The following is a 21018-nucleotide window of genomic DNA, read 5'->3' as shown; positions in this document are numbered from 1 at the left end:
GAGCATGCGTCGAGGCTGGGGGCATGCCCGACTACGGCCACCCCCTTCGCTTCGGAACATTCATCACGCCCTCCGCCGTGCGCCCCGACGCGCCCGTCGCGCTCGCGCAGCTGAGCGAACAGCTCGGCTTCGACCTGGTGACCTTCCAGGACCACCCGTACCAGCCGGCGTTCCTCGACACGTGGACGCTCATGAGCTGGGTCGCGGCGCGCACCTCGCGCATCGAGATCGCGGCGAACGTGCACAACCTGCCCCTGCGGCCGCCCGCCGTCCTCGCGAGATCGGCCGCGAGCCTCGACCTGCTCTCGGATGGTCGGGTCGCTCTCGGCCTCGGTTCCGGGGGCTTCCCCGACGCCGTGGCGGCGATGGGGGGACCGCGACGCACCCCCGGCGAGGCCGTTGCGGCACTCGAGGAGGCGATCGAGCTCATCCGGGCGATCTGGGACGTCGACGAGCGCGGCGGAGTGCACGTCGACGGCGAGCACTATGCCGTCGACGGTGCGAAGCGCGGCCCCGCTCCCGCGCACGAGATCCCCATCTGGATCGGCGCGCTCAAGCCCCGCATGCTCCGACTCATCGGCCGACGAGCAGACGGGTGGCTCCCGAGCCTGGCGTATCTCGAACCCGGCGGCTACGCCCGGGGCAACACCGTCATCGACGAGGCGGCGCAGGAGGCGGGACGCGATCCGCGCGAGATCCGGCGCATGCTCAACATCGGGGGGCGCTTCCAGCGCGAGTCGAGCGGGTTCCTGCAGGGCACGCCCGAGCAGTGGGTCGAGGATCTGCTTCCGCTCGTGCTCGACGACGGGGCGAGCACGCTCATCCTCGCGACCGACGACCCGGCGGCGCTGCGGCAGTTCGCCGAGGAGGTGGCGCCCGATCTGCGCGAGCGCGTCGAGCGCGAACGCGGAGAACGCGGCACGCGGACCGTCTCGCGCATCCGATCGACGGCGGCGCTCGCCGCCCGTCGTGACGGGATCGCCTACGACGAGGTTCCCGCCGCCCTCGCCGCGAACGCGGTCGAGCCCGGCGACCGGGAGTACGCGAAGGTGCGCTCGGGGTATCTGCGGGGAGGTTCCCCGGGACTCGTGCTGCGGCCGCGCACCGTCGAGGAGGTCGTCGAGGCGGTCGCGTTCGCGCGTCGCCACCGAGATCTGCCTCTCGGAATCCGCAGCGGCGGTCACGGCATCAGCGGCCGCTCGACGAACGACGGAGGACTCGTGATCGACGTCGGCGCGCTCGACGACATCGAGGTGCTCGATGAGCAGCGGCGCCTGGTGCGCGTCGGCCCGGGCGCGCGGTGGCAGGAGGTCGCGGCGGCACTCGCCCCTCACGGCTGGGTGATCTCCTCAGGCGACTACGGCGGGGTCGGGGTGGGCGGGCTCGCGACAGCCGGAGGCGTCGGCTACTTCGCCCGTGAGCACGGCCTCACGATCGACCGGATGCGCGCCGCCGAGCTCGTGCTCGCCGACGGGCGGACGGTGCGCGTCGATGCCGAGGACGACCCCGAGCTCTTCTGGGGGGTCCGCGGCGCGGGCGCCAATCTGGGAATCGTGACGGCGTTCGAGTTCGAGGCGTCCCCAGCCGGGGACATCGGCTGGGCGCAGCTCGTCTTCGACGCGAGCGACACCGCCGCTTTCCTCACGGCGTGGGGCGAGGTGCTCGAGTCGGCGCCGCGGGATGTCTCGGGCGAGGTCATCCTCGGAGCCCCGCGTGGCGGGCGCATGTTCGCCCAGGCACTCCTCGTCGTCGACTCCGACGATCCGGAGACGATCCTCGAGCGACTCCAGCCCTTCGCGCAGCTCGCTCCGCTCGTGGACCAGTCGGTGCAGCTCGCGCCGTACTCGGCCGTCATCGCGAATGCGGCCGACGGGCCCCACGGTGGTCAGGGGAGTCCCGCGTCGCGCGGCGGGCTCGTCGAGCACCTCACCCCCGCGCTCGCGCACGAACTCGCAGCCATGCTCACCAGCGGCCGGGTGCAGTTCTTCCAGGTGCGTGCGCTCGGCGGGGCGGTGGCGGACGTGCCAGAGGATGCGACGGCGTGGGCGCATCGCACGGCGAACTTCTCGCTCGTGGCGATGGGGTCGGACGGGACGTGGCTCAATGACGCCTGGGACGCCCTCGAGAGCCACGTGCTGGGCGTCTACCTGAGCTTCGAATCCGACGCGAGAGGCGACCGTGTGGAGCGGGCCTTCCCGCCCGCGACCCTCGAGCGTCTCCGCGCGCTCAAGCAGCGCGTGGATCCCTACGGTCTCTTCCGGGACAACTTCGCGATCCTCCGGGATGCAGAGCGCGACGCCGTGCGCTGAGCGGCAGCGGGGGCGGCGCTCCTAGACTGGCCGCGTGCCCGCCGATCTCGTCCATCTCGTTCGCCACGGCGAAGTCCACAACCCCGATCGCATCCTCTACGGTCGGCTGCCCGGCTACGGCCTCTCGGAACTCGGACACCGGATGGCGCTGCTCTCCGCCGAATCGCTCGCGGGGCGACAGATCACCACGGTGACGGCGAGCCCTCTGCAGCGCACGCGCGAATCCGCGGCCCCGTGGGGGAGTGTCTTCGACCTCGATGTGAGCATCGACGAGCGCCTCATCGAGCCGCGCAACCGCTTCGAGGGCACGAACATCCGTCGCGGCATCCGTCAGCCCCGCAACTGGCCGTACCTCGTGGGGCCGTGGCGTCCCACGTGGGGTGAGCCGTTCGTGTCGATCCGCGCCCGGATGATGGAGGCCGTCGCCGACATCCACCGCTCGACCGACCACGGCGAGGCGGTCATCGTGAGTCACCAGCTGCCGATCTGGATGGTCGCCCGCACGGTGCAGGGCAAGCGTCTCGCCCACGATCCGCGAGAGCGCCGCTGCTCGCTGTCGAGCATCACGACCCTCGCGTTGCGCGACGGGAAGTTCGTCGAGGTGGACTATCAGGAACCTGCGGCAGAGTTGTTGGCGCAATCCATCGACCTGGGAGCAGTGTGACCGCCCGCACCACACCCGCCCGCCGCTTCGGCGCGCGCCTCATCGTCCCCGCGATCGCGACGGCCCTCGTTCTGAGTGGCTGCACGTCGCAGGCGAGCCACCTCACCGACGTCTACGAGTCGGGATCCGGCGACTACATCTCGGGCGATGGTCGCCTCATCAGCCTCACCGCCGACTCGCGTGAAGCCCCCGTCGACTTCGCCGGCCCGCTCGACACGGGCGAGCAGTTCTCATCGGAGGATGTGCGCGGCCAGGTCGTGATCGTCAACTTCTGGTACGCCGCGTGCCCCCCGTGCCGCATCGAGGCGCCGGATCTCGAGGAGATCCACCAGACCTACCTCGACGCCGACGTGACCATGGTGGGCGTCAACGTCTACGACTCCGCCGACACCGCGCTCACCTTCGCTCGCGAGAACAGCGTCACCTACCCGTCGCTCATCGACGCCGACACGAACGACGTGCAGCTCGCGTTCGCGGGCGGCAAGCTCAACCAGAACGGCGTGCCGACGACGCTCATCCTCGACAAGCAGGGCCGCGTCGCGGCGCGCTTCAGCGGCCTCATCACGAGCCCGAGCGTCATCACCGAGATCGTCGACGAGCTTCTCGCCGAGAAGGCCTGACGTGAACCCCGGCGAGATCGTCGTGAGCGGCGGGCTGTGGCTCGCGGTGCCGATCGCGCTCGCCGCAGGGCTGCTGTCGTTCCTGTCGCCGTGCGTTCTGCCGCTCGTGCCGGGATACCTCGGATACGTGTCGGGGGTGACCGACGGCCGCGAGAAGTCGCGCAGTCGGATGACGCTCGGCGCGCTGCTGTTCGTCGCCGGGTTCTCACTCGTGTTCATGGCGGTGTTCGTGCTCGCGGGCACTGCTGGCCGTTTCCTGCTGCAGTACGACGACCTCCTCATGCGCATCGGCGGTGCGCTCATCATCGCCATGGGGCTCGTGTTCATCGGCCAGGTGACGGTGCTGCAGCGCAATGTGAAGCCCGCCTGGCGCCCGCGCACCGGGCTCATCGGCGCGCCGCTGCTGGGCATCGTCTTCGCGCTCGGCTGGACTCCCTGCATCAGCCCGACTCTCACGGCCGTCGGCTTCCTCGCGGGCTTCGGCGGCGATCCGGGCCGCGCCGCGCTCATCGGCCTCGGCTACTGCATCGGCCTCGGCATCCCGTTCGTGCTCGTCGCTCTCGGCTTCGGCTGGGTCGGCTCGAGCCTCGGATGGGTGCGCCGCAACATCCGCGCCATCAACATCGTGGGCGGCGCGCTCCTCGTCCTCATCGGCGCTCTCATGGTCTCTGGCCTCTGGGGCGTCCTCATGTCGAACCTCGGGATGGTGATCGGTGGCTTCAGCACCCCGCTCTGACACGTCGGCCTCGTCGGACCCGCTGCGTCCGTCGGATCACTTCGACGCGGCGCAGCCTGCCCGCGACGAGGGCGTCACGCAGCCGAAGCTCGGCTTCGTCGGCAGCCTGCGCTTCGCCTGGCGTCAGCTCACGAGCATGCGCACCGCGCTCGTGCTGCTGCTCATGCTCGCCCTCGGCGCCGTGCCCGGTTCGCTCGTGCCGCAGCGCTCCTCCGACCCGAACGGCGTGCTCCAGTACGAGCGTGAGAACCCGGAGGCGTTCGAGATCCTCGACGCGCTCGGCGTCTTCTCGACGTTCAGCTCGCCGTGGTTCTCGGCCATCTACCTGCTGCTGTTCATCTCGCTCGTCGGCTGCATCCTGCCTCGCACGAAGCATCACCTCGACGCGCTGCGTTCGCGCCCGCCGAAGACCCCCGCGCGCCTGTCGCGGCTCGTCGGCTTCACCGAGCGCCGCACCGACGCGGATGTCGAGACCGCCGTCGCGGAGGCCCGTTCCACCCTCAAGGGCCTCGGCTACCGTGTCGAGCGCTACGGCGACTCCATCTCGGCGGAGCGCGGCTACCTGCGCGAGACCGGCAACCTCATCTTCCACGCGGCGCTCGTGGGCGTGCTCGTGGCGGTCGGCATCGGCAGCGGATTCGGCTACCACGGCCAGAAGGTGATCGTGCAGGGCACGGCCTTCACCAACACGCTCGCCGGCTACGACTCGTTCAACCCCGGCCGCTTCTTCAGCGAGGACGCGCTCCAGCCGTTCTCGGTGCGTCTGGACGACTTCGAGGGCGTCTTCGAACTGGATCCGAAGTCGGGCGCGCATCAGCCGGTCGACTTCACGGCGCACCTGTCGACGCGCGAACCGGGCGGCGACTGGACCGCGGCCGACCTCAAGGTCAACCACCCGCTGCAGGTCGGCGGCATGAACATGTACCTGCTCGGCAACGGCTATGCGCCCGTCGTCACGGTGCGTGACGCGGAAGGCGAGGCCGTGTTCACGGGGCCGGTGGCGTTCCTGCCGATGGACAACAACCTCCGCAGCCGCGGCGTCATCAAGGTGCCCGACGGCCTCGACGAGCAGATCGGGATGATGGGCTTCTTCTACCCGGATCCCGTGCAGCTCGTCGATCACACGTACACGTCGATCTCGCCCTACTCGGGCGACAACTCCCTGCTCACGCTCACGGTGTGGACGGGCGACCTGGGGCTCGACGAGGGCGTCTCGGTGAACGCGTTCTCGCTCGACACCGACTCGCTCGAGCAGATCGCTGGCCCCAAGGCCGACGCCGCCTCGCTCGAGATGCGCGTCGGCGACACCGTCGATCTGCCGAACGGCCTCGGCACGATCGAGTTCACCGAGCTGCGTCGCTTCGCGAGTGTCGACTTCCACCACGACACGACCGAGACGTGGGTGCTCGCGTTCGCGATCCTCATCCTCGGCGGGCTCATGGTGGGCCTCTTCATCCCGCGTCGACGCATGTGGATCAAGGTCATCGCGGATGACGACGGCGCCCGCATCGAGTACGCCGGACTCGCCCGCGGAGAGGATCCCACCCTCGCGGACGCGGTCGCCGACCTCGCCCGAAAGCACACCGAGAAGCTCGAACGTAGGATTGAGAAGTGACTGACACCCTCGCCGCGTATTCGCTGCTCGCCGTCTACTCCGCCGGCGTCATCTACGTCATCGCGTTCATCGTCTCGATGCTCGACCTCGCTCGTCACGGGCGGGGCCTGGAGCTCGAGCGGTCGAGCACGGCGGGTCGCGTCGCGTTCGCGCTCACGATCCTCGGCTTCATCGTGCACGTGCTCGCGGTCGTGCTGCGCGGTGTCGCCGCCGGTCGCGCGCCCTGGGCCAACATGTTCGAGTTCGCCGTCACGGGAACTGCCGTCATGGTGGGCGTCTATCTGCTCGTCAACATCTGGCGGAACGTGCGCTACCTGAACGCGTACATCACGGGTCTCGTCGCCCTGCTGCTCATGCTCGCCGCGCTCAACGTGTACGTCGACGTCGTGCCGTTGCCGCCGCCCCTCCAGTCGGGCTGGCTCATCGTGCACGTGTTCGTGGCGACGCTCGGAACGGGCTTCTTCGGCGTCGGTGCGGGCATCGCGATCGCGCAGCTCCTGCAGGAGCGCCGCGAGCGCAAGGGCGCCGACACGATGCGCTTCCTCAGCCGCTTCCCCAGCTCGACGAACCTCGAGAACACGTCGTACTGGGTCAACGTCGTCGGCTTCGCCTTCTGGACCTTCACCCTCATCGCGGGCGCCATCTGGGCGCAGTTCGCGTGGGGTCGCTACTGGGGCTGGGACACCAAGGAGGTCTGGACCTTCATCATCTGGGTCGTCTACGCGGGGTACATCCACGCTCGCGCGACGCGCGGATGGCGGGGGGCCCGCTCGGCCTGGCTGTCGATCATCGGCTTCGCGGCCGTGCTGTTCAACTTCACGATCGTCAACCTGTTCTTCAAGGGCCTGCACTCCTACTCGGGCCTCTGAGCCCAGGGTCTATGCCCGCGTGAGCTCCGCATAGGCGGCGCGTGCCCGCGCGTGCCACCAGGCGCGACGCTCGGGTTCGGCCGCGTGCTCCCGCAGCAGCGCCGCATCCGGCACGACGTCGCGCACCGGGATGGCGCCGTCTCGGGGGACGAGCGGCTCGCGCGTCACCTCGGCGGTGAAGAGCGCGGCCGTGCCGAGACCGCAGTCGAAGTCGAGCTCGGGGAGTGCCGCAGCGAGCCGGGCGCCCATCGCGAGCCCGACCGAGGTGTCGAGAGCGCTCGACACGACCGCGGGCAGTCCCGCCTCGGCGACGATCCGGAGCGCCCGGCGCACACCGCCGAGCGGCTGCACCTTCACGACGATGAGGTCGGCGGCGCCCGCCCGCGCGACCGCGATCGGATCCTCCGCCTTGCGCACGCTCTCGTCGGCCGCGATCGGCAGCTGCCAATCCCGCAGCCGCTCCCGCAGCTCGGCGAGCTCGGGCACGGTCGCACACGGCTGCTCGAGGTACTCGAGATCGAAGGGGGCGAGCGCGTGCGCCGCGTGCTCCGCCTGGTCCAGGTTCCATCCGCCGTTCGCATCCACCCGGATGCGTCCCTCCGGCCCCAGGATCCGGCGCACCTCGCGCACCCGGGCGACGTCGGCGTCGAGGGTCTCCGCCGGATCCGCGACCTTCACCTTCACGGTGCGCACCGCCCCGTAGCGCGCGAGCACCTCTGCGATGCGGGCGATCGGCACCGTCGGCAGGGTCGCGTTCACCGGCACGCTCTCGCGGGCGACCGGCACCGGCTCGCCCCACGCGTGGTCGATCGCGGCCGCGAGCCACGCGGCGGACTCGGCGGCGTCATATTCGAGGAACGGCGAGAACTCGGCCCACCCGTGGGGTCCCTCGATGAGCATCGCCTCCCGCTCGGTGACACCGCGGAAGCGGGTCGACATCGGCAGGCGCACGACGTGCGCGGCGGCGAGAACCTCATCGATCTCCGGGGTCATGCCCTCATCCTCCCTCAGCGCGCGCGGATAGGGTGGAGGGGTGACGGACGGCCTGAAGATCTTCGACGAGGCGCAGGGCATCGACCCCGCGCAGGTCGCTGCGCCGAAACGCCGACCGCGCTGGCCCGGCGGACTCGCCGGCGGCGTCGCGATCCTCATGGTGTTCTCGTGGGCGGCGGGGCTCGCGCTCCTCTCCGCGGGGAGCTTCGAGTTCGGGATGGGGCTCACGATCTCGGCGATCCTGCTGAGCGCCATCGCCATCGTCGCGGGGCTCATCGCCACGATCGGCGACTTCGGTCGCGGCTGGGGAATCGCCGCGATCACCGTCGGGGTGCTGCTGAATCCCGTTCTCGTTCTTCTTCTGCTCAGCTGGCTGGGGGCCCTGTGACCGTCTCGGAGATCTTCGACCCCGCCGTGTGGCGCGAGGTGCCCGGCTTCGAGCAGCTCGGGGATGTGACCTACCACCTCGACACGACCGGCCGCATCGCGCGCATCGCGTTCAACCGACCCGAGGTGCGCAACGCCTTCCGCCCCCAGACGGTCGATGAGCTCGCGCGCACGCTCGATCACGCGCGACAGAACCCGAAGGTGGGCGTCGTGCTGCTCACCGGCAACGGCCCGAGCCCGAAGGACGGCGGCTGGGCGTTCAGCTCGGGCGGCGACCAGCGCATCCGCGGCAAGGCGGGCTACGAGTACCGCGAGGGTGAGCCCGGAGACGCCGGCCGCCTCCACATCCTCGAGGTGCAGCGCCTCATCCGCTTCATGCCGAAGGTCGTCATCGCGCTCGTCCCCGGCTGGGCGGCGGGCGGCGGCCACTCGCTGCACGTCGTCTGCGACCTCACGATCGCGAGCCGCGAGCACGCGCGCTTCAAGCAGACGGATGCGGATGTCGGGTCTTTCGACGCCGGCTACGGCAGCGCGTACTTCGCCCGCCAGGTGGGCCAGAAGTTCGCGCGCGAGGTGTTCTTCCTCGCCGAGGAGTACGACGCGCAGCGCGCCCATGAGATGGGTGCCGTCAACGCCGTGGTGCCGCACGCCGACCTCGAGAAGGTCGGGGTCGAGTGGGCGAACACGATCCTCGGCAAGAGCCCCACCGCGATCCGCATGCTCAAGTTCGCGATGAACGCGGTCGACGATGGGCTCGTCGGTCAGCAGGTCTTCGCGGGCGAGGCCACCCGGCTCGCGTACGGCACGGATGAGGCGGCCGAGGGCCGCGATTCCTTCCTCGAGAAGCGCGACCCCGACTGGGCGCCGTACCCCTGGCACTTCTGAGCAGATGAAGACGCTCGCGCGACTTCCCGCATCCGCCGGTCATCAGGCGGTGCTGGAGGCGCTGCACCGGGCGTTCGCGGGTGGTGACGCGCTGTTCGTCGCCTCGGGGGCTGCGGGGGCGAGTGCCGAGCCGCTGCCGGAGCGGGTGCCGCAGCGCACGGGCCTGATCGTCGAGACGAGCGGCTCCACCGGTCGCCCGAAGCGCGTCGTGCTGTCGACGGATGCGGTGCTCGCGTCCGCCGCGGCGAGCGAGTCGGCGCTCGGCGGGCCCGCGCAGTGGGTGCTCGCGCTGCCGGTGAACTACATCGCGGGCCTCAATGTGCTCGCGCGTTCGCTGTGCGCCGAGACGGAGCCGGTCGCGGTCACGGGGGAGCGCTTCACGGTGCAGGGCTTCGTCGACGCGACGGCGCGGCTCTCGTCCCTCGATCGCGCCACCGCGCTCGTGCCCGCGCAGCTGGCCATGCTGCTCGAGGATGCCCCCGCGCGTGACGCGTTGCGCACCTTCCAGGCGGTGCTCGTGGGCGGGCAGTCGACCCCGCGCGCGCTCCTCGACCGCGCGCGCGAGGCGGGCGTGCACGTCGTGCGCAGCTACGGCTCGAGCGAGACGGCGGGCGGCTGCGTGTACGACGGGGTGCCGCTCGGGGGCACCCGCGTCGCGATCGTCGACGGCGAGGTGCGCCTGGCTGGGCCCACACTCGCGGAGGGCTACCTCGACGATGAGCAGCTCACCTCCGAGCGCTTCGTGGAGGCCGACGGAACCCGCTGGTTCCGCACGGCGGATGCGGGGGAGTTCGCCGACGACGTGCTGCGCGTGGTCGGCCGACGCGACGATGTGCTCGTCTCGGGGGGCGTCAAGGTCGCGCTCGGCGCGATCGAGGAGGCGCTTGCTCGGCACCCGGGGTTCGAGGAGGTCGTGGTCGTCGCGGTCCCCGATGAGCGGTGGGGTGAGCGCCCGGTGGCCGTCGCCGCGGGGCCCGAGACCGATGACGATGCGGCCATCGCAGCCGTCGCCGAACGCCTCGGACCGGTCGCGCGCCCCGCGCGCGTCATCCGCGTCGACGCCCTTCCACGGCTCGCGAGCGGCAAGCCGGACCGACGCGCGATCACGCTGATCGCGACGTCCGGCGAAGGTCACTAGGCTTCCTGTTCGTGGCCAAGCAGCAGCGGTTCGATCCCCGTTCCCTCGAGCGCGCGAAGAGCGCGAAGTCAGCCGATCGCGGCCAGGGGGCCGCTGTCAGCGGACCCGTGTCGAGCGGCTCGGGGGCGAAGAAGTCGTCCAGCGCGACGAAGAACGGGAAGAAGGCCTCAGCCGGTCGCTCCGGAGGCCGTCAGCGGCCCGCTCAGGTGAAGCCCGCGACGCTCGGCACCTGGATCGCCGCCGCGCGCCCCCAGACCCTCGCCCTCGCCCTCGGTCCCGTCGCGCTCGGCACGGGTGCCGCGGCGCTGCACATGCCCGACTGGACGCATCACTGGGTGCGCGCGCTCCTGTGCCTCGCCGTGGCGGTGCTGCTGCAGATCGGCGTCAACTACGCCAACGACTACTCCGACGGCATCCGCGGCACCGACGACTACCGGGTCGGTCCCGCTCGGCTCGTCGGCTCGGGTCGCGCGAAGCCGAAGCACGTGCTCATCGCCGCGCTCGTCTCGTTCGGCCTCGCCGCCGTCGCGGGCCTCATCCTCGTCATCCGCACCGAGCAGTGGTGGCTGCTCGCCGTCGGCGCCGTCGCGATCGTCGCCGCGTGGTTCTACACGGGCGGCAAGCGACCCTACGGATACGCGGGCCTCGGCGAGGTCATGGCGTTCGTGTTCTTCGGCGTCGTCGCGACCGCAGGCACCATGTTCGTGCAGGTCGGCTTCGTCAACGCGGAGGCGTGGCTCGGCGGCGTCGCCGCGGGATGCTTCGCCGCGGCGGTCATGCACGTCAACAACACGCGCGATCGGGAACAGGATGCGCTCGCCGGCAAGCGCACCGTGGCCGTCCGCATCGGACGCACCGGGTCGAAGGTGCTGTACGTGCTGCTCATGGTGGTGCCGTACCTGGTGCTCACGTTCTTCGCGATCTTCCACCACTACGCGCCGTACGTGTACTTCTCGCTGCTCGCAGCCGCCCCCGCGGTTCTCATCGTGCTGACGGCGCGCACGGCGCGCGAGCACGTCACGGCGCTCAAGCTCACGCTGCTCGCCGCGGTGCTGTTCGAGGTGGGGCTGGGCGCCGCCTTCGCGTTCTAGTCGCGGTCCTCAGCGCGCTCGTCTTCGCCGCGCTCGTCGTCGGTGCGCTCGGGCTCCGGGGCGGTGCGGCGGCGGCTCGCGGCGATCTCCTCGGAGACGCGACCGTGCAGCGGCGCGAAGAAGATGTACGCGATCGTCAGGCTGATGACCGCAGCGAAGATCGCGGCCAGCCAGTAGTCGATGCGCAGCAGCCACAGCAGCGCGAAGACGCCTCCGAAGAGCGCGAGACGGAGCAGGGTGTACGGGATCCAGGCGGGCACGTGGACATCCTAGATCCGAGCGTCTGCACATACGCTCGGCCTACACTCGGTGCTATGGCCGCCCTGCTCCGCTACCTTCCGTTCATCCTCGCGGTAGTGCTCCTCGTGGCTGCGCTCGTGGATCTCATCCGCATCGACCCCTCTCGGGTGCGCGGCCTCCCGAAGCCCCTGTGGGTCATCATCGTGGTGTTCGTCGTGATCGTCGGTCCGATCGTCTGGTTCTTCGCCGGACGCGAGCCGCTGACGCCCCGCGGATCCGCACGCTACCGCGCCCCCGTCGCCCCCGACGACGACCCCGAGTTCCTGCGCAAGATCGCGCACGATAAGGAGCAGGAGCAGCGCATCCGCGACCTCGAGAAGCGCCTCTCCGAGCTCGATGACGACTCGGACGCCGATGCGGGTGCCGGCGACGAGAAGCCGAAGCGCTGAGGTGACCCGCCCGTCGGGAGACGCTCCCGCGAGCGTCTATTCGGTTGCGCTCCTCGCCGGCCTCGTGCGCCGCGGCGTCACCGACATCGTGGTGTGCCCGGGTTCGCGCTCGCAGGCGCTCGCCCTCGCCGCCGCACGCTTCGAGCAGGTGGGGCTCGTCAACCTCCACGTGCGCATCGATGAGCGCTCGGCCGGTTTCCTCGCCCTCGGGCTCGCCGCCGAGTCGGGCATTCCCGCTGTCGTCGTGACGACCTCCGGAACGGCTGTCGCCAACCTGCACCCCGCGGTGCTCGAATCCGCCCACTCGGGGGTTCCGCTCGTCATCGTCACGGCCGACCGGCCCGAGGAGCTGCGCGGCGTGGGTGCCAACCAGACCACGCGCCAGCCCGGAATCTTCGGCGACCTCGCGGGCTCCTGGGACGTGCCGGCACCTGAGGGACTCGACGTCGAGGAAGCCGCCGCTGATGCGCTCGCCGCCGAGCTGCTCGACGGCATCCGCGGACCCCGCCACCTCAATCTCGCGCTCCGCGACCCGCTCTCGTCGGCCGTGCGTCTGCCCGACATCGAGCCCGGCGCCTGGGTGCCCACTCCGAGAGCGGATGTCGACGTGCTCGTGCTCGCGCCGCGCCCCGGCACGGTCGTCGTCGCGGGCGCCGGAGCGGGAGAGGATGCCGAGCGCATCGCCCGTGAGCTCGGCGCTCCGCTGCTCGCCGAGGTCTCGAGCGGCGCGCGCTTCGGTCCGCAGCTCGTCGCCGCCTACCGCGAGCTTCTGGGTGCCGCGGGCTTCGGCGACCGCGTCGAGCGCGTGATCGTCTTCGGGCACCCCACACTCAGCCGCGAGGTTCCCGCGATCATCGAGCGCCGCGGCGTGGAGACGATCGTCGTGCGCACGCCGGGTGTCGAGGACTACAACCCCGGACGCCGCGCGGCGCACATCGTCGACCGTGTCGAGGTCGAGGAGGGCCACGCCGTCGATCCGTCGTGGGCGCGCCGGTGGGTGCACACCTCGCGGATGCTGCTCGACGCCGCGGCCGATGAGTCCACTGCCCCGCTGTCCTCGACGACCGAGACGAAGGACTACGCCGAGCGGGCCCGCTTCGCGCGCGAGCAGCTGGCGCGGATGCGTGCGCCCGTCACCCGCAGGCAGCTCGCGGAGGCCGTGTGGGCGTCATCGTGGCCGCACGACCGGCTCGTGCTGGGCGCGTCGCGCCTCATTCGCGAGCTCGACAAGGTGGCAGCAGGCCGCCGCATCCGCGTGCACGCCAACCGCGGCCTCGCGGGCATCGACGGCACGATCGCAACGGCGACGGGCATCGCGATCGCCTCTCAGCGCGACGAGACGCGCCCCGGCGTCACCCGCGTTCTCGTGGGCGACCTCACGCTCCTGCACGACGTCGGCTCGCTGCTCGGGGGGGCCGGCGAGGACACCCCGCGCATGCAGGTGATCGTGGGCAACGACCACGGCGGCACGATCTTCGACGGCCTCGAGGTGGCGCAGTCCGCGGATCCGGCCCTCGTCGAGCGCGTGCTGCTCACGCCGCAGCATGTCGATCTGGCCTCCCTCGCCGCCGCCTACGGGTGGGAGCACCGCCTCGTCACCGAGGCGGGTCAGCTCGACGGCGCCCTCACCGCGACACCCGGCCGCGTCCTCATCGAGGTCGTGCTCGACCGCTGAGCCCTGCGCCCCTAACGTGGACCCATGGCTCTCGACAGCGCAGCGATGCGCATCGGCACAGGGTTCCGCCTGCGAGACGTGGACCCCGCATCCACCCCCGGTTTCGAGGGAGGTCGCCGGGAAGGCGAGAAGCGCCTCGCCGAGGTCGAGAAGACCCTCGGTGAGCTGCAGGAGCTGCTCTTCGCCAATGCCGCACATGATCCGCGGAGTGTGCTGCTCGTGCTGCAGGGGATGGATACGGCCGGCAAGGGCGGGATCCTGCGACACGTCGTCGGCACGGTCGACCCGCAGGGGGTGCGGATCCGCGCCTTCACGAAGCCCACGGACGAGGAGCTGGAGCACGACTTCCTCTGGCGCGTCCGCCGCGAGATCCCGGGTGCGGGGCTGATCGGCGTGTTCGACCGCTCGCACTACGAGGACGTGCTGATCGGCCGTGTGCGACAGCTCGCCGAGCCGGAGGAGATCGAGCGACGATACGGCGAGATCGTCGACTTCGAAGACGAACTCGCCGCGTCCGGCACGGTCGTGGTGAAGTGCATGCTGCACATCTCGCGGGATGAGCAGCACACGCGGCTCGCCGAGAGGCTCGACAACCCGGATAAGCACTGGAAGTTCGACCCCGCCGACGTCGCCGAGCGCGCCCACTGGGACGCCTACCAGGAGGCGTATCAGGTCGCCCTGGAGCGCACCACGAGCGAGTCAGCTCCGTGGCATGTCGTGCCCGCTGATCGCAAGTGGTTCGCACGGCTCGCGGTCGCAGAGGTGCTGGTGGAAGCGCTGGCGTCGCTCGGGCAGAGCTGGCCTCCCGCCGACTTCGATGTCGAGCAGCAGCGTCGGGAGCTCGCCGCGCTCGCCTGAGCGCATGCGCGCACCACGGCCCGCGAGGGCGCCGGTCTACGCGAACGCGTCGACGATGGGGCGGAACTTGAGCTTCGTCTCGGCGAGCTCGGCATCGGGGTCGGACTGCGCGAGGATCCCCGCGCCCGCGAACGCGCGGATGCCGCCGTCGGCGTCGATCTCGGCGGAGCGCAGCGAGAGCGCCCACTTGCCGTCGCCGTTCGCATCGACCCACCCGACGGGTCCGCCGTAGCGCCCCCGGTCGATCTGCTCGAGCTCGCGGATGAGCGCGGTCGCCGCGTCGGTGGGGGTTCCCGCGACGGCCGCGGTGGGATGCAGCGCAGCGGCGAGGTCGAGCACCGAGGAGCTGTCGCTCAGCGTGCCCTCGATGTTGGTGGCGAGGTGCCAGAGGTTCGGGAGCTTCAAGGTGAAGGGGATCTCGCTCGAGGCGATGCCGCGTCCGTCGCCCTCCGCCGCGTGCGGGGCGAGCGCCGCGAGCACGCTCTGCACGGCGTAGCGGTGCTCGTCGATGTCCTTCGTGGAGGTTGCGAGGCGCAACGCGGCGGCCTGATCGGTCTCCGCATCCGCACCGCGGGCGATGCTGCCGGCGAGCACCCGCGCCGACACCTTGCCGTGGCTCACACGCACGAGCGTCTCGGGGCTCGATCCGATGTGGCCGTCGACGGCGAAGGTCCAGGTGTCGGGGTAGCCGAGCGCGAGATCGACGAGCACGCGGCGGATGTCGCCGCCGGCGGGCATGCGCCCCACGAGGTCGCGGGCGAGCACGACCTTGCGCAGCTCGCCCTCCTGGATGCGCTCGACGGCGGCGGCGACGATCTCGCGGTAGCGCTCGCCCGTGATGGTGCCGGGCAGCATCGAGAGTCGGAACTCGGAGCCGAGCGGGCGCGCCACGGGCTGGAGGGGGGCGGTGTCATCGCCGTCGACCGAGACATGCGTGATCCACGAGACGCCGTTGCGGCGCCCGATGATCGTGCGCGGCACGATCAGGGTGCTCGCATAGCCCGAATCCTCGGCGAACGCGAACGCGCCGAACGCCACGAGCCCGGATCCCGCCTGGCCGACGAGGTCGTCGATCTCCGCGGCCGCCGAGATGCGGCGCCAGGCGTCAGCGGCCTGAGCGATGCGGTCCGCGCCCGTGAACTCCAGACGCAGAGCCTCGCCGATGCCCGCGACGCCCTCGCCGCGGCGCACGAACAGCAGCGGAGAGGCCGCATCGAGGTACGGGATGAGGGAGGGCGCCGACTCCACCGCGCGGGTGCGGGCGGTGAGATGGGGCGTCGAACCCTCGGATGCGGTCACGTTCCCACCTTAGGACGGAGGTCCAGACCGCGAAGAGTCGAAGGGCCCGCCCCGCGCGGCATCCTGCCTCAGTAGGATGGGCGTGGTGAACAAGGCGGACATGGAGAAGAAGCCGGACGAGGTGTCCGGCATGTTCAGCGACGTCGCGCGCGGATACGACCGCACGAACGACCTTCTGTCGGTGGGCAACTCGATCCTGTGGCGCATCGCCACGGTGAAGGCGATCGACCCGCAGCCGGGCGAGCGCATCCTCGACGTCGCCGCGGGAACCGGCACATCGTCCGCGGCGATCGCGAAGTCGGGCGCCACGGTCGTGGCCGTCGACTTCTCTCCCGGGATGATCGAAGAAGGCCGCCGCCGTCAGCCCGGCATCGAGTTCATCGAAGCCGACGCGGAGCGCCTGCCGTTCGGCGACGAGGAGTTCGACGCCGTCACCATCAGCTTCGGGCTGCGCAACGTCAACCGTCCGCTCGTCGCCCTCAGCGAGATGTACCGCGTGCTCAAGCCCGGTGGCCGCCTCGTGATCTGCGAGTTCTCGCACCCCACCAACTTCGTGATGCGCACCGGCTACGACGCGTACCTCAAGATCGCGATGCCGCTCGTCGCGAAGCTCGCGAGCTCCAACCCCGACGCCTACACGTACCTCGTCGAGTCGATCCAGCAGTGGCCCGACCAGTCGACCCTCAGCAAGTGGATCCGCGGCGCCGGCTTCACTCGCGTCGCCCACCGCAACCTCACCGGAGGCGTTGTGGCGCTCCATCGCGGCCGGAAGCCGATCGACCCCGCTGTGCGGGCGTCGGCCGCCCGACGGCGCGCGACCCGCAAGCCCTCCACCTGAATCAGGACACACACCCCGTGACCTCGACCTCATCCATCACTCGCCGACGCACGCTCAGCGCCACGCTGGGCCTCGGTGAGACGCTGTTCGCCTCGAGTGAGGAGCGCAGCTTCGCCCGCGCCATCGAGGACGGCCTCGAGAAGGTCGAGGCCGGGCTCTCCGCGCAGCTGATGTTCGCCGACGACATCGCGGATGCCACCAGCCGCTACCTCATGGACGCCGGCGGCAAGCGCGTGCGCCCCGTGCTCGCGCTGCTCACGGCGCAGCTCGGCGAGGGCATCAACCCCGACGTCATCACGGCGGCGCAGGCCATCGAGATCACGCACGTCGCCTCGCTGTACCACGACGACGTCATGGACGACGCCCACATGCGCCGCGGAGTGCCGAGCGCACAGACGGTGTGGGGCAACTCGGTCGCGATCCTGACCGGCGATCTCATGTTCGCGCGCGGTTCGAAGCTCATCGCGAGCCTCGGCGACCGCGCCCTCACACTCCAGGCCGACGTCTTCGAGCGCCTCTGCCTCGGCCAGCTGCACGAGACGGTCGGCCCCAAGGAGGGCGACGACCCCATCGAGCACTACCTCGATGTGCTCGCCGACAAGACCGGCTCGCTCATCGCCGCCGCCGCGATCACGGGCGTCATCTTCTCGAACGCGCCCGAGGAGTACCGCACCCCCGTCGAGCTCTACGGAGAGCGGATCGGCGTCGCCTTCCAGCTGGTCGACGACGTCATCGACCTCTCCTCGGCGATCGAGGAGACCGGCAAGTCCGCAGGCACCGACCTGCGTGCGGGCGTGCCCACGCTGCCGCTGCTGTACCTGCGCCGTCTCGCCGAGACGGATGAGGCGGCCGCCGCGCTCCTCGACCGACTCGAGACCGCATCCGCAGCCGACGCCGACCCCGCGCTGTTCACCGCCGCCGTGCGCGAGCTGCGCGAGCACGCCGTCACGGCCGAGACGCTCGCCGAGGCCCGCCGCTGGTCGGATGAAGCCATCGCCGCGCTCGCGCCGCTGCCCGAAGGCCCGGTCAAGAAGGCCCTCACCCGTTTCGCCGAGGCGATCGTCCAGCGATCCGCCTGACCCACCCCGGCGCACCCGCGCCCAGGAAGGACCTCCCATGAAGCTCCGCCTCGCCATTGTGGGCGCCGGGCCTGCCGGCATCTACGCCGCCGACATCCTGCTCAAGCACGAGCGCGCCTTCGAGGTCTCGATCGACCTGTTCGATCAGCTTCCTGCCCCGTACGGACTCGTCCGCTACGGCGTCGCTCCGGACCACCCGCGCATCAAGGGCATCATCAACGCGCTGCGTGACGTGCTCGACCGCGGCGACATCCGCATCTTCGGCAACGTGCGCTACGGCACCGACATCACCCTCGACGACCTGAAGCACCACTATCACGCGGTCATCTTCGCCACGGGTGCCGTGCGCGACGCCGAGCTCGATATCCCCGGTGTCGAGCTCGAGGGCAGCTACGGCGCCGCCGACTTCGTGAGCTGGTTCGACGGGCACCCGGATGTGCCGCGCGAGTGGCCGCTCGAGGCGCAGTCGATCGCGGTGCTCGGCAACGGCAACGTCGCGCTCGATGTGGCCCGCATGCTCGTGAAGCACCCGGAGGACCTGCTCCCCACCGAGATCCCGGCGAACGTGTACGAGGGGCTCAAGGCCTCGCCCGTCACCGACGTGCACGTGTTCGGACGCCGTGGCCCGATGCAGGTGAAGTTCACCCCGCTCGAGCTGCGCGAGCTCGGGGAGCTGCGCGACGTCGACATGATCGTCCACGACGAGGACTTCGACTACGACCCGGCCTCGAAGGCCGCGATCGAATCCAACAAGCAGGTCTTCGTGATCGACAAGGTGCTCTCGCAGTGGCGTCAGCGCGAGGTCGGTCAGGCGTCGCGACGCCTGCACCTGCACTTCTACGCCAAGCCCATCGAGATCCTGGGAGAAGACGGCAAGGTCACCGGCTACCGCTACGAGCGCACCGAGCCGGACGGCGAAGGCGGCGTGCGCGGCACGGGCGAGATCCGTGAGATCCCTGTGCAGGCCGTGTACCGCGCGATCGGCTACTTCGGATCGCCGCTCGACGGCATCCCGTTCGACAAGGACCACGGCGTGATCCCCAACCACGAGGGTCAGGTGCTCGACAACCACAACAACGTGGTGCCGGGCGTCTACGCGACCGGCTGGATCAAGCGCGGACCGGTGGGGCTCATCGGCCACACCAAGTCGGACGCGATGGAGACCATCTCGCACCTGGTCAACGGCCAGGCGTCGTGGTGGACGCCCGCCGAGCCCGACGAGGCCGCCGTGGTGCGGATGCTCGACGAGCGCGGCGTGAAGTACACCGACCTCGACGGCTGGCACCGCCTCGACCAGTACGAGATCTCGCTCGGCGAGCCTGAGGGTCGCGCGCGCATCAAGGTGGTCCCGCGCGAAGAGATGGTGGCGGTGAGTCGCGGCGAGGTGTGACACTGGTCGCATGAGTCGCGCACTCCGCGCGGGGAGTGTCGTGGCGGCCCTGGCCGTCGCGCTCCTCGGATGTGCGTCCAGCAGCGTCGGCACGAAGGTCGATGTCGCGATCCCCGATGACGCGACGATGCAGCAGCCCTACGGGCCGTGGGCGTTCGTCGTCGACGGAGATCTGCACGTGGGGATGTCGGGCAGTTCCACGTGCCCGCCCACCCCGACGAGCCTCGACGCCGACGGTGATCTGCTCGTCGTGACGATCGGCATGCCGACCGACCAGGAGATCTGCACCAACGACCTGGTGCCCGCGATCTTCGAGCTCGACATCGACGACACCCCCGAACGGGTCGAGTTCGTGTACGGCGACGACCGCACGACCGTCGACGTCGTCGACTGACGCGAACTACTGCAGGGCGGCTGTCAGGCGGAGGACGTTGTCGAGGATCGCGATGCGCGCGGGGCGCTTCTCCCACTCGTCAAGTGAGAGCGGCCGGCTCACGGCGCGATACTCGTCCTCGATCTTCTTCAGTTCGCGCAGGAACGAGTCGCCGTGCACGAGCACCGAGACCTCCAGGTTGAGGGTGAACGAGCGCATGTCCATGTTGCTCGACCCGATGACCGCGACCTCGCCGTCGAACGTCATGTGCTTCGCGTGCAGCACCGTCGGTGCGGGGTACAGGTAGATCTTCACGCCCGCCCTCAGCAGCTGCTCGTAGTAGCTGCGCTGCGCGTGATAGACGAAGAACTGATCCCCGATCTCGGAGACGAACAGCTCCACCTCGACGCCCGACTGCGCCGCCGTGGTCACCGCGTACAGCATCGAATCGTCGGGCACGAAGTACGGGCTCACGAGCACGATGCGTCGCTTCGCCGAGTACACGAGCGAGTTGAGCAGGCGCAGGTTGTTCTCGCCGGGGAAGCCGGGGCCGCTCGGCACGACCTGGCAGTCGAGGTCTCCCGTGCCGGGGCGCATCGCGGATTCGACCTCGCGCACGATGAGCTCATCCGTCTCGGAATACCAGTCGGTCGCGAAGATCGCGTCGAGTGCCGCGACGACGGGCCCCTCGAACCGGGCCCAGTAATCCTTCCAGCGGAGCCCCCGTCGGCGGTTCTTCCGCTTCTGGTAGGACTCTTCGATGATGTTGAGCGAGCCCGTGTACGCGATCTCGCCGTCGATGATGACGATCTTGCGGTGGTTGCGCAGGTCGGGGCGCCGCAGACGGCCGTGCAGGGGCAGGAACGGCAGCATGAGGTGCCACTCGACGCCGATCGCATCCAGACGCTTCTTCGTGCGGCGGTATCCGGGGTACTGCAGGTTGCCCAGGTGATCCAGCAGCACCCGCACCTTCACCCCGCGTGCCCGCACCTCGGCGAGGGCGTCGAAGAACGGCTCCGTCGTCTCATCGAGCGACAGGATGTAGAACTCGACGTTGACGATGCGACGCGCGGCGCGGATGTCGGCGATCATCGCGTCGAGCGCTTCCTGATTGTCGTGCCACATCCGCGCACTGTTGCCGCTCGCCATCGGCACCGATGTGAGGCTGCGGTTGAGCTCGGTGATCGCCGGGAGCCAGTCGGGCCAGGAGTTCTCGTCGTGCACCAGCACGGAGCCTTCGGTCGCGTCGCGGATGTAGGCGTTGATCTCGCGCTGCTTGCGCCGGCGTCGGCGAGGGAGCCGGGCGCTGCCGAAGATGAGGAAGAACACGAGGCCCGCGTACGGCACGAAGAAGATCGCCAGCAGCCAGGCCATCGCCGTCTGCGGGCGGCGGTTGCGGGGAACGATGATGAGCGCCGCGATGCGGATCGCAAGGTCGACAGCCACGAGCAGGATGACGATCGCGAGGCTCAGCCACGCAGTCAGCTCACTCGACACCGTCACAGTCTGT

21 protein-coding genes are annotated in these 21018 nt (G+C 70.3%); 17 read left to right on the top strand and 4 right to left on the bottom strand.

The annotated features are described in order from the left end of the window. The first annotated feature begins 23 nt into the window (after nt 1-23). Genes HCR12_RS12175 through ccsB form a run of 6 tightly spaced genes read left to right on the top strand, consistent with a single transcriptional unit; the run spans nt 24 to nt 6813 of the window. Nucleotides 24-2309 carry an LLM class flavin-dependent oxidoreductase gene (locus HCR12_RS12175; RefSeq protein ID WP_166866784.1) on the top strand — a complete coding sequence of 762 codons (2286 nt, stop codon included), beginning with the start codon at nt 24-26 and terminating at the stop codon, nt 2307-2309. Between the two features lie 34 nt (nt 2310-2343). Beyond that, nucleotides 2344-2973, top strand: coding sequence for a histidine phosphatase family protein (locus HCR12_RS12170; RefSeq protein ID WP_166866781.1), 630 nt, complete (start codon nt 2344-2346; stop codon nt 2971-2973). Continuing rightward, nucleotides 2970-3593: a TlpA family protein disulfide reductase gene (locus HCR12_RS12165; RefSeq protein WP_166866779.1), complete on the top strand. Its 624-nt coding sequence runs from the start codon at nt 2970-2972 to the stop codon at nt 3591-3593. Before HCR12_RS12170 ends, HCR12_RS12165 begins: the two co-directional genes overlap by 4 nt. A gap of 1 nt (nt 3594) precedes the next feature. Further along, a complete protein-coding gene (locus HCR12_RS12160; RefSeq protein WP_166866777.1) occupies nt 3595-4329 on the top strand; it encodes a cytochrome c biogenesis CcdA family protein in 735 nt (244 codons plus the stop codon). Next, entirely contained in the window at nt 4307-5944 is a 1638-nt protein-coding gene (gene resB / locus HCR12_RS12155; protein ID WP_224763495.1) for a cytochrome c biogenesis protein ResB, read from the top strand. Before HCR12_RS12160 ends, resB begins: the two co-directional genes overlap by 23 nt. Next, nucleotides 5941-6813 (top strand): c-type cytochrome biogenesis protein CcsB, encoded by an 873-nt coding sequence (gene ccsB / locus HCR12_RS12150; protein ID WP_224763493.1) that lies wholly within the window; start codon nt 5941-5943, stop codon nt 6811-6813. Before resB ends, ccsB begins: the two co-directional genes overlap by 4 nt. 9 nt (nt 6814-6822) lie before the next feature. Here the strand turns inward: ccsB and HCR12_RS12145 are convergent, their stop codons facing one another. Beyond that, nucleotides 6823-7806 carry an o-succinylbenzoate synthase gene (locus HCR12_RS12145; RefSeq protein ID WP_166866775.1) on the bottom strand — a complete coding sequence of 328 codons (984 nt, stop codon included), beginning with the start codon at nt 7804-7806 and terminating at the stop codon, nt 6823-6825. Between the two features lie 40 nt (nt 7807-7846). Here HCR12_RS12145 and HCR12_RS12140 point away from each other — a divergent pair, with 40 nt between their 5' ends. From HCR12_RS12140 to HCR12_RS12125, 4 genes are all read left to right on the top strand, one after another. Beyond that, on the top strand, nt 7847-8194 hold the full coding sequence (locus tag HCR12_RS12140) for a hypothetical protein (protein WP_166866773.1): 348 nt from the start codon (nt 7847-7849) through the stop codon (nt 8192-8194). Continuing rightward, on the top strand, nt 8191-9078 hold the full coding sequence (locus HCR12_RS12135; RefSeq protein ID WP_166866771.1) for a 1,4-dihydroxy-2-naphthoyl-CoA synthase: 888 nt from the start codon (nt 8191-8193) through the stop codon (nt 9076-9078). Before HCR12_RS12140 ends, HCR12_RS12135 begins: the two co-directional genes overlap by 4 nt. A gap of 4 nt (nt 9079-9082) precedes the next feature. Next, the gene (locus HCR12_RS12130) at nt 9083-10216 is read left to right on the top strand and encodes an AMP-binding protein (protein WP_166866769.1); all 1134 of its coding nucleotides are present in this window, start codon (nt 9083-9085) and stop codon (nt 10214-10216) included. 107 nt (nt 10217-10323) lie between these two features. Next, a complete protein-coding gene (locus tag HCR12_RS12125) occupies nt 10324-11307 on the top strand; it encodes a 1,4-dihydroxy-2-naphthoate polyprenyltransferase (protein ID WP_166867452.1) in 984 nt (327 codons plus the stop codon). On the opposite strand, the gene HCR12_RS12120 is transcribed toward HCR12_RS12125, so the two are convergent. Then, on the bottom strand, nt 11304-11567 hold the full coding sequence (locus HCR12_RS12120; protein ID WP_166866766.1) for a DUF4229 domain-containing protein: 264 nt from the start codon (nt 11565-11567) through the stop codon (nt 11304-11306). The two genes, HCR12_RS12125 and HCR12_RS12120, sit on opposite strands and share 4 nt — an antisense overlap. 54 nt (nt 11568-11621) lie before the next feature. Between HCR12_RS12120 and HCR12_RS12115 the strand changes: the two genes are divergently transcribed. Genes HCR12_RS12115 through HCR12_RS12105 form a run of 3 tightly spaced genes read left to right on the top strand, consistent with a single transcriptional unit; the run spans nt 11622 to nt 14529 of the window. After that, nucleotides 11622-11996: a PLDc N-terminal domain-containing protein gene (locus HCR12_RS12115; protein WP_166866765.1), complete on the top strand. Its 375-nt coding sequence runs from the start codon at nt 11622-11624 to the stop codon at nt 11994-11996. Nucleotide 11997: 1 nt separating this feature from the next. Continuing rightward, nucleotides 11998-13671, top strand: coding sequence for a 2-succinyl-5-enolpyruvyl-6-hydroxy-3-cyclohexene-1-carboxylic-acid synthase (menD, locus tag HCR12_RS12110; protein WP_224763485.1), 1674 nt, complete (start codon nt 11998-12000; stop codon nt 13669-13671). Nucleotides 13672-13695: 24 nt separating this feature from the next. After that, complete coding sequence (locus HCR12_RS12105) at nt 13696-14529, top strand: PPK2 family polyphosphate kinase (protein WP_224763484.1); 834 nt, start codon at nt 13696-13698, stop codon at nt 14527-14529. 36 nt (nt 14530-14565) lie between these two features. Here the strand turns inward: HCR12_RS12105 and HCR12_RS12100 are convergent, their stop codons facing one another. Further along, entirely contained in the window at nt 14566-15828 is a 1263-nt protein-coding gene (locus HCR12_RS12100; RefSeq protein ID WP_224763482.1) for an isochorismate synthase, read from the bottom strand. 100 nt (nt 15829-15928) lie between these two features. Between HCR12_RS12100 and ubiE the strand changes: the two genes are divergently transcribed. From ubiE to HCR12_RS12080, 4 genes are read left to right on the top strand one after another with little or no spacing between them, the layout of a single operon-like run. After that, on the top strand, nt 15929-16666 hold the full coding sequence (gene ubiE / locus HCR12_RS12095) for a bifunctional demethylmenaquinone methyltransferase/2-methoxy-6-polyprenyl-1,4-benzoquinol methylase UbiE (RefSeq protein ID WP_166867443.1): 738 nt from the start codon (nt 15929-15931) through the stop codon (nt 16664-16666). 17 nt (nt 16667-16683) lie between these two features. Beyond that, entirely contained in the window at nt 16684-17745 is a 1062-nt protein-coding gene (locus HCR12_RS12090; RefSeq protein ID WP_166866763.1) for a polyprenyl synthetase family protein, read from the top strand. Nucleotides 17746-17782: 37 nt separating this feature from the next. Beyond that, complete coding sequence (locus HCR12_RS12085; protein WP_166866761.1) at nt 17783-19135, top strand: FAD-dependent oxidoreductase; 1353 nt, start codon at nt 17783-17785, stop codon at nt 19133-19135. Between the two features lie 10 nt (nt 19136-19145). After that, entirely contained in the window at nt 19146-19529 is a 384-nt protein-coding gene (locus HCR12_RS12080; protein ID WP_166866759.1) for a hypothetical protein, read from the top strand. Between the two features lie 6 nt (nt 19530-19535). On the opposite strand, the gene cls is transcribed toward HCR12_RS12080, so the two are convergent. After that, nucleotides 19536-21005 carry a cardiolipin synthase gene (gene cls / locus HCR12_RS12075; RefSeq protein WP_224763478.1) on the bottom strand — a complete coding sequence of 490 codons (1470 nt, stop codon included), beginning with the start codon at nt 21003-21005 and terminating at the stop codon, nt 19536-19538. Nucleotides 21006-21018 lie beyond the last annotated feature (13 nt).

Origin of the sequence: Salinibacterium sp. ZJ70 (genome assembly GCF_011751865.2) — a bacterium.
In the GTDB taxonomy this organism is placed as follows: Bacteria; Actinomycetota; Actinomycetes; order Actinomycetales; family Microbacteriaceae; genus Homoserinibacter.
The sequence above is the reverse complement of the archived record's forward strand: the minus strand, read 5'-3'. Positions and strand labels throughout refer to the sequence as shown.

What these genes read in the sequence shown, in the direction of transcription:
- HCR12_RS12175 (WP_166866784.1), top strand. Translation starts at nt 24, where the DNA reads ATGCCCGACTACGGCCACCCCCTTCGCTTCGGAACATTCATCACGCCC.
- HCR12_RS12145 (WP_166866775.1), bottom strand. Translation starts at nt 7,806, where the DNA reads ATGACCCCGGAGATCGATGAGGTTCTCGCCGCCGCGCACGTCGTGCGC.
- HCR12_RS12130 (WP_166866769.1), top strand. Translation starts at nt 9,083, where the DNA reads ATGAAGACGCTCGCGCGACTTCCCGCATCCGCCGGTCATCAGGCGGTG.
- HCR12_RS12115 (WP_166866765.1), top strand. Translation starts at nt 11,622, where the DNA reads ATGGCCGCCCTGCTCCGCTACCTTCCGTTCATCCTCGCGGTAGTGCTC.
- HCR12_RS12105 (WP_224763484.1), top strand. Translation starts at nt 13,696, where the DNA reads ATGGCTCTCGACAGCGCAGCGATGCGCATCGGCACAGGGTTCCGCCTG.
- ubiE (WP_166867443.1), top strand. Translation starts at nt 15,929, where the DNA reads ATGGAGAAGAAGCCGGACGAGGTGTCCGGCATGTTCAGCGACGTCGCG.
- HCR12_RS12085 (WP_166866761.1), top strand. Translation starts at nt 17,783, where the DNA reads ATGAAGCTCCGCCTCGCCATTGTGGGCGCCGGGCCTGCCGGCATCTAC.
- HCR12_RS12080 (WP_166866759.1), top strand. Translation starts at nt 19,146, where the DNA reads ATGAGTCGCGCACTCCGCGCGGGGAGTGTCGTGGCGGCCCTGGCCGTC.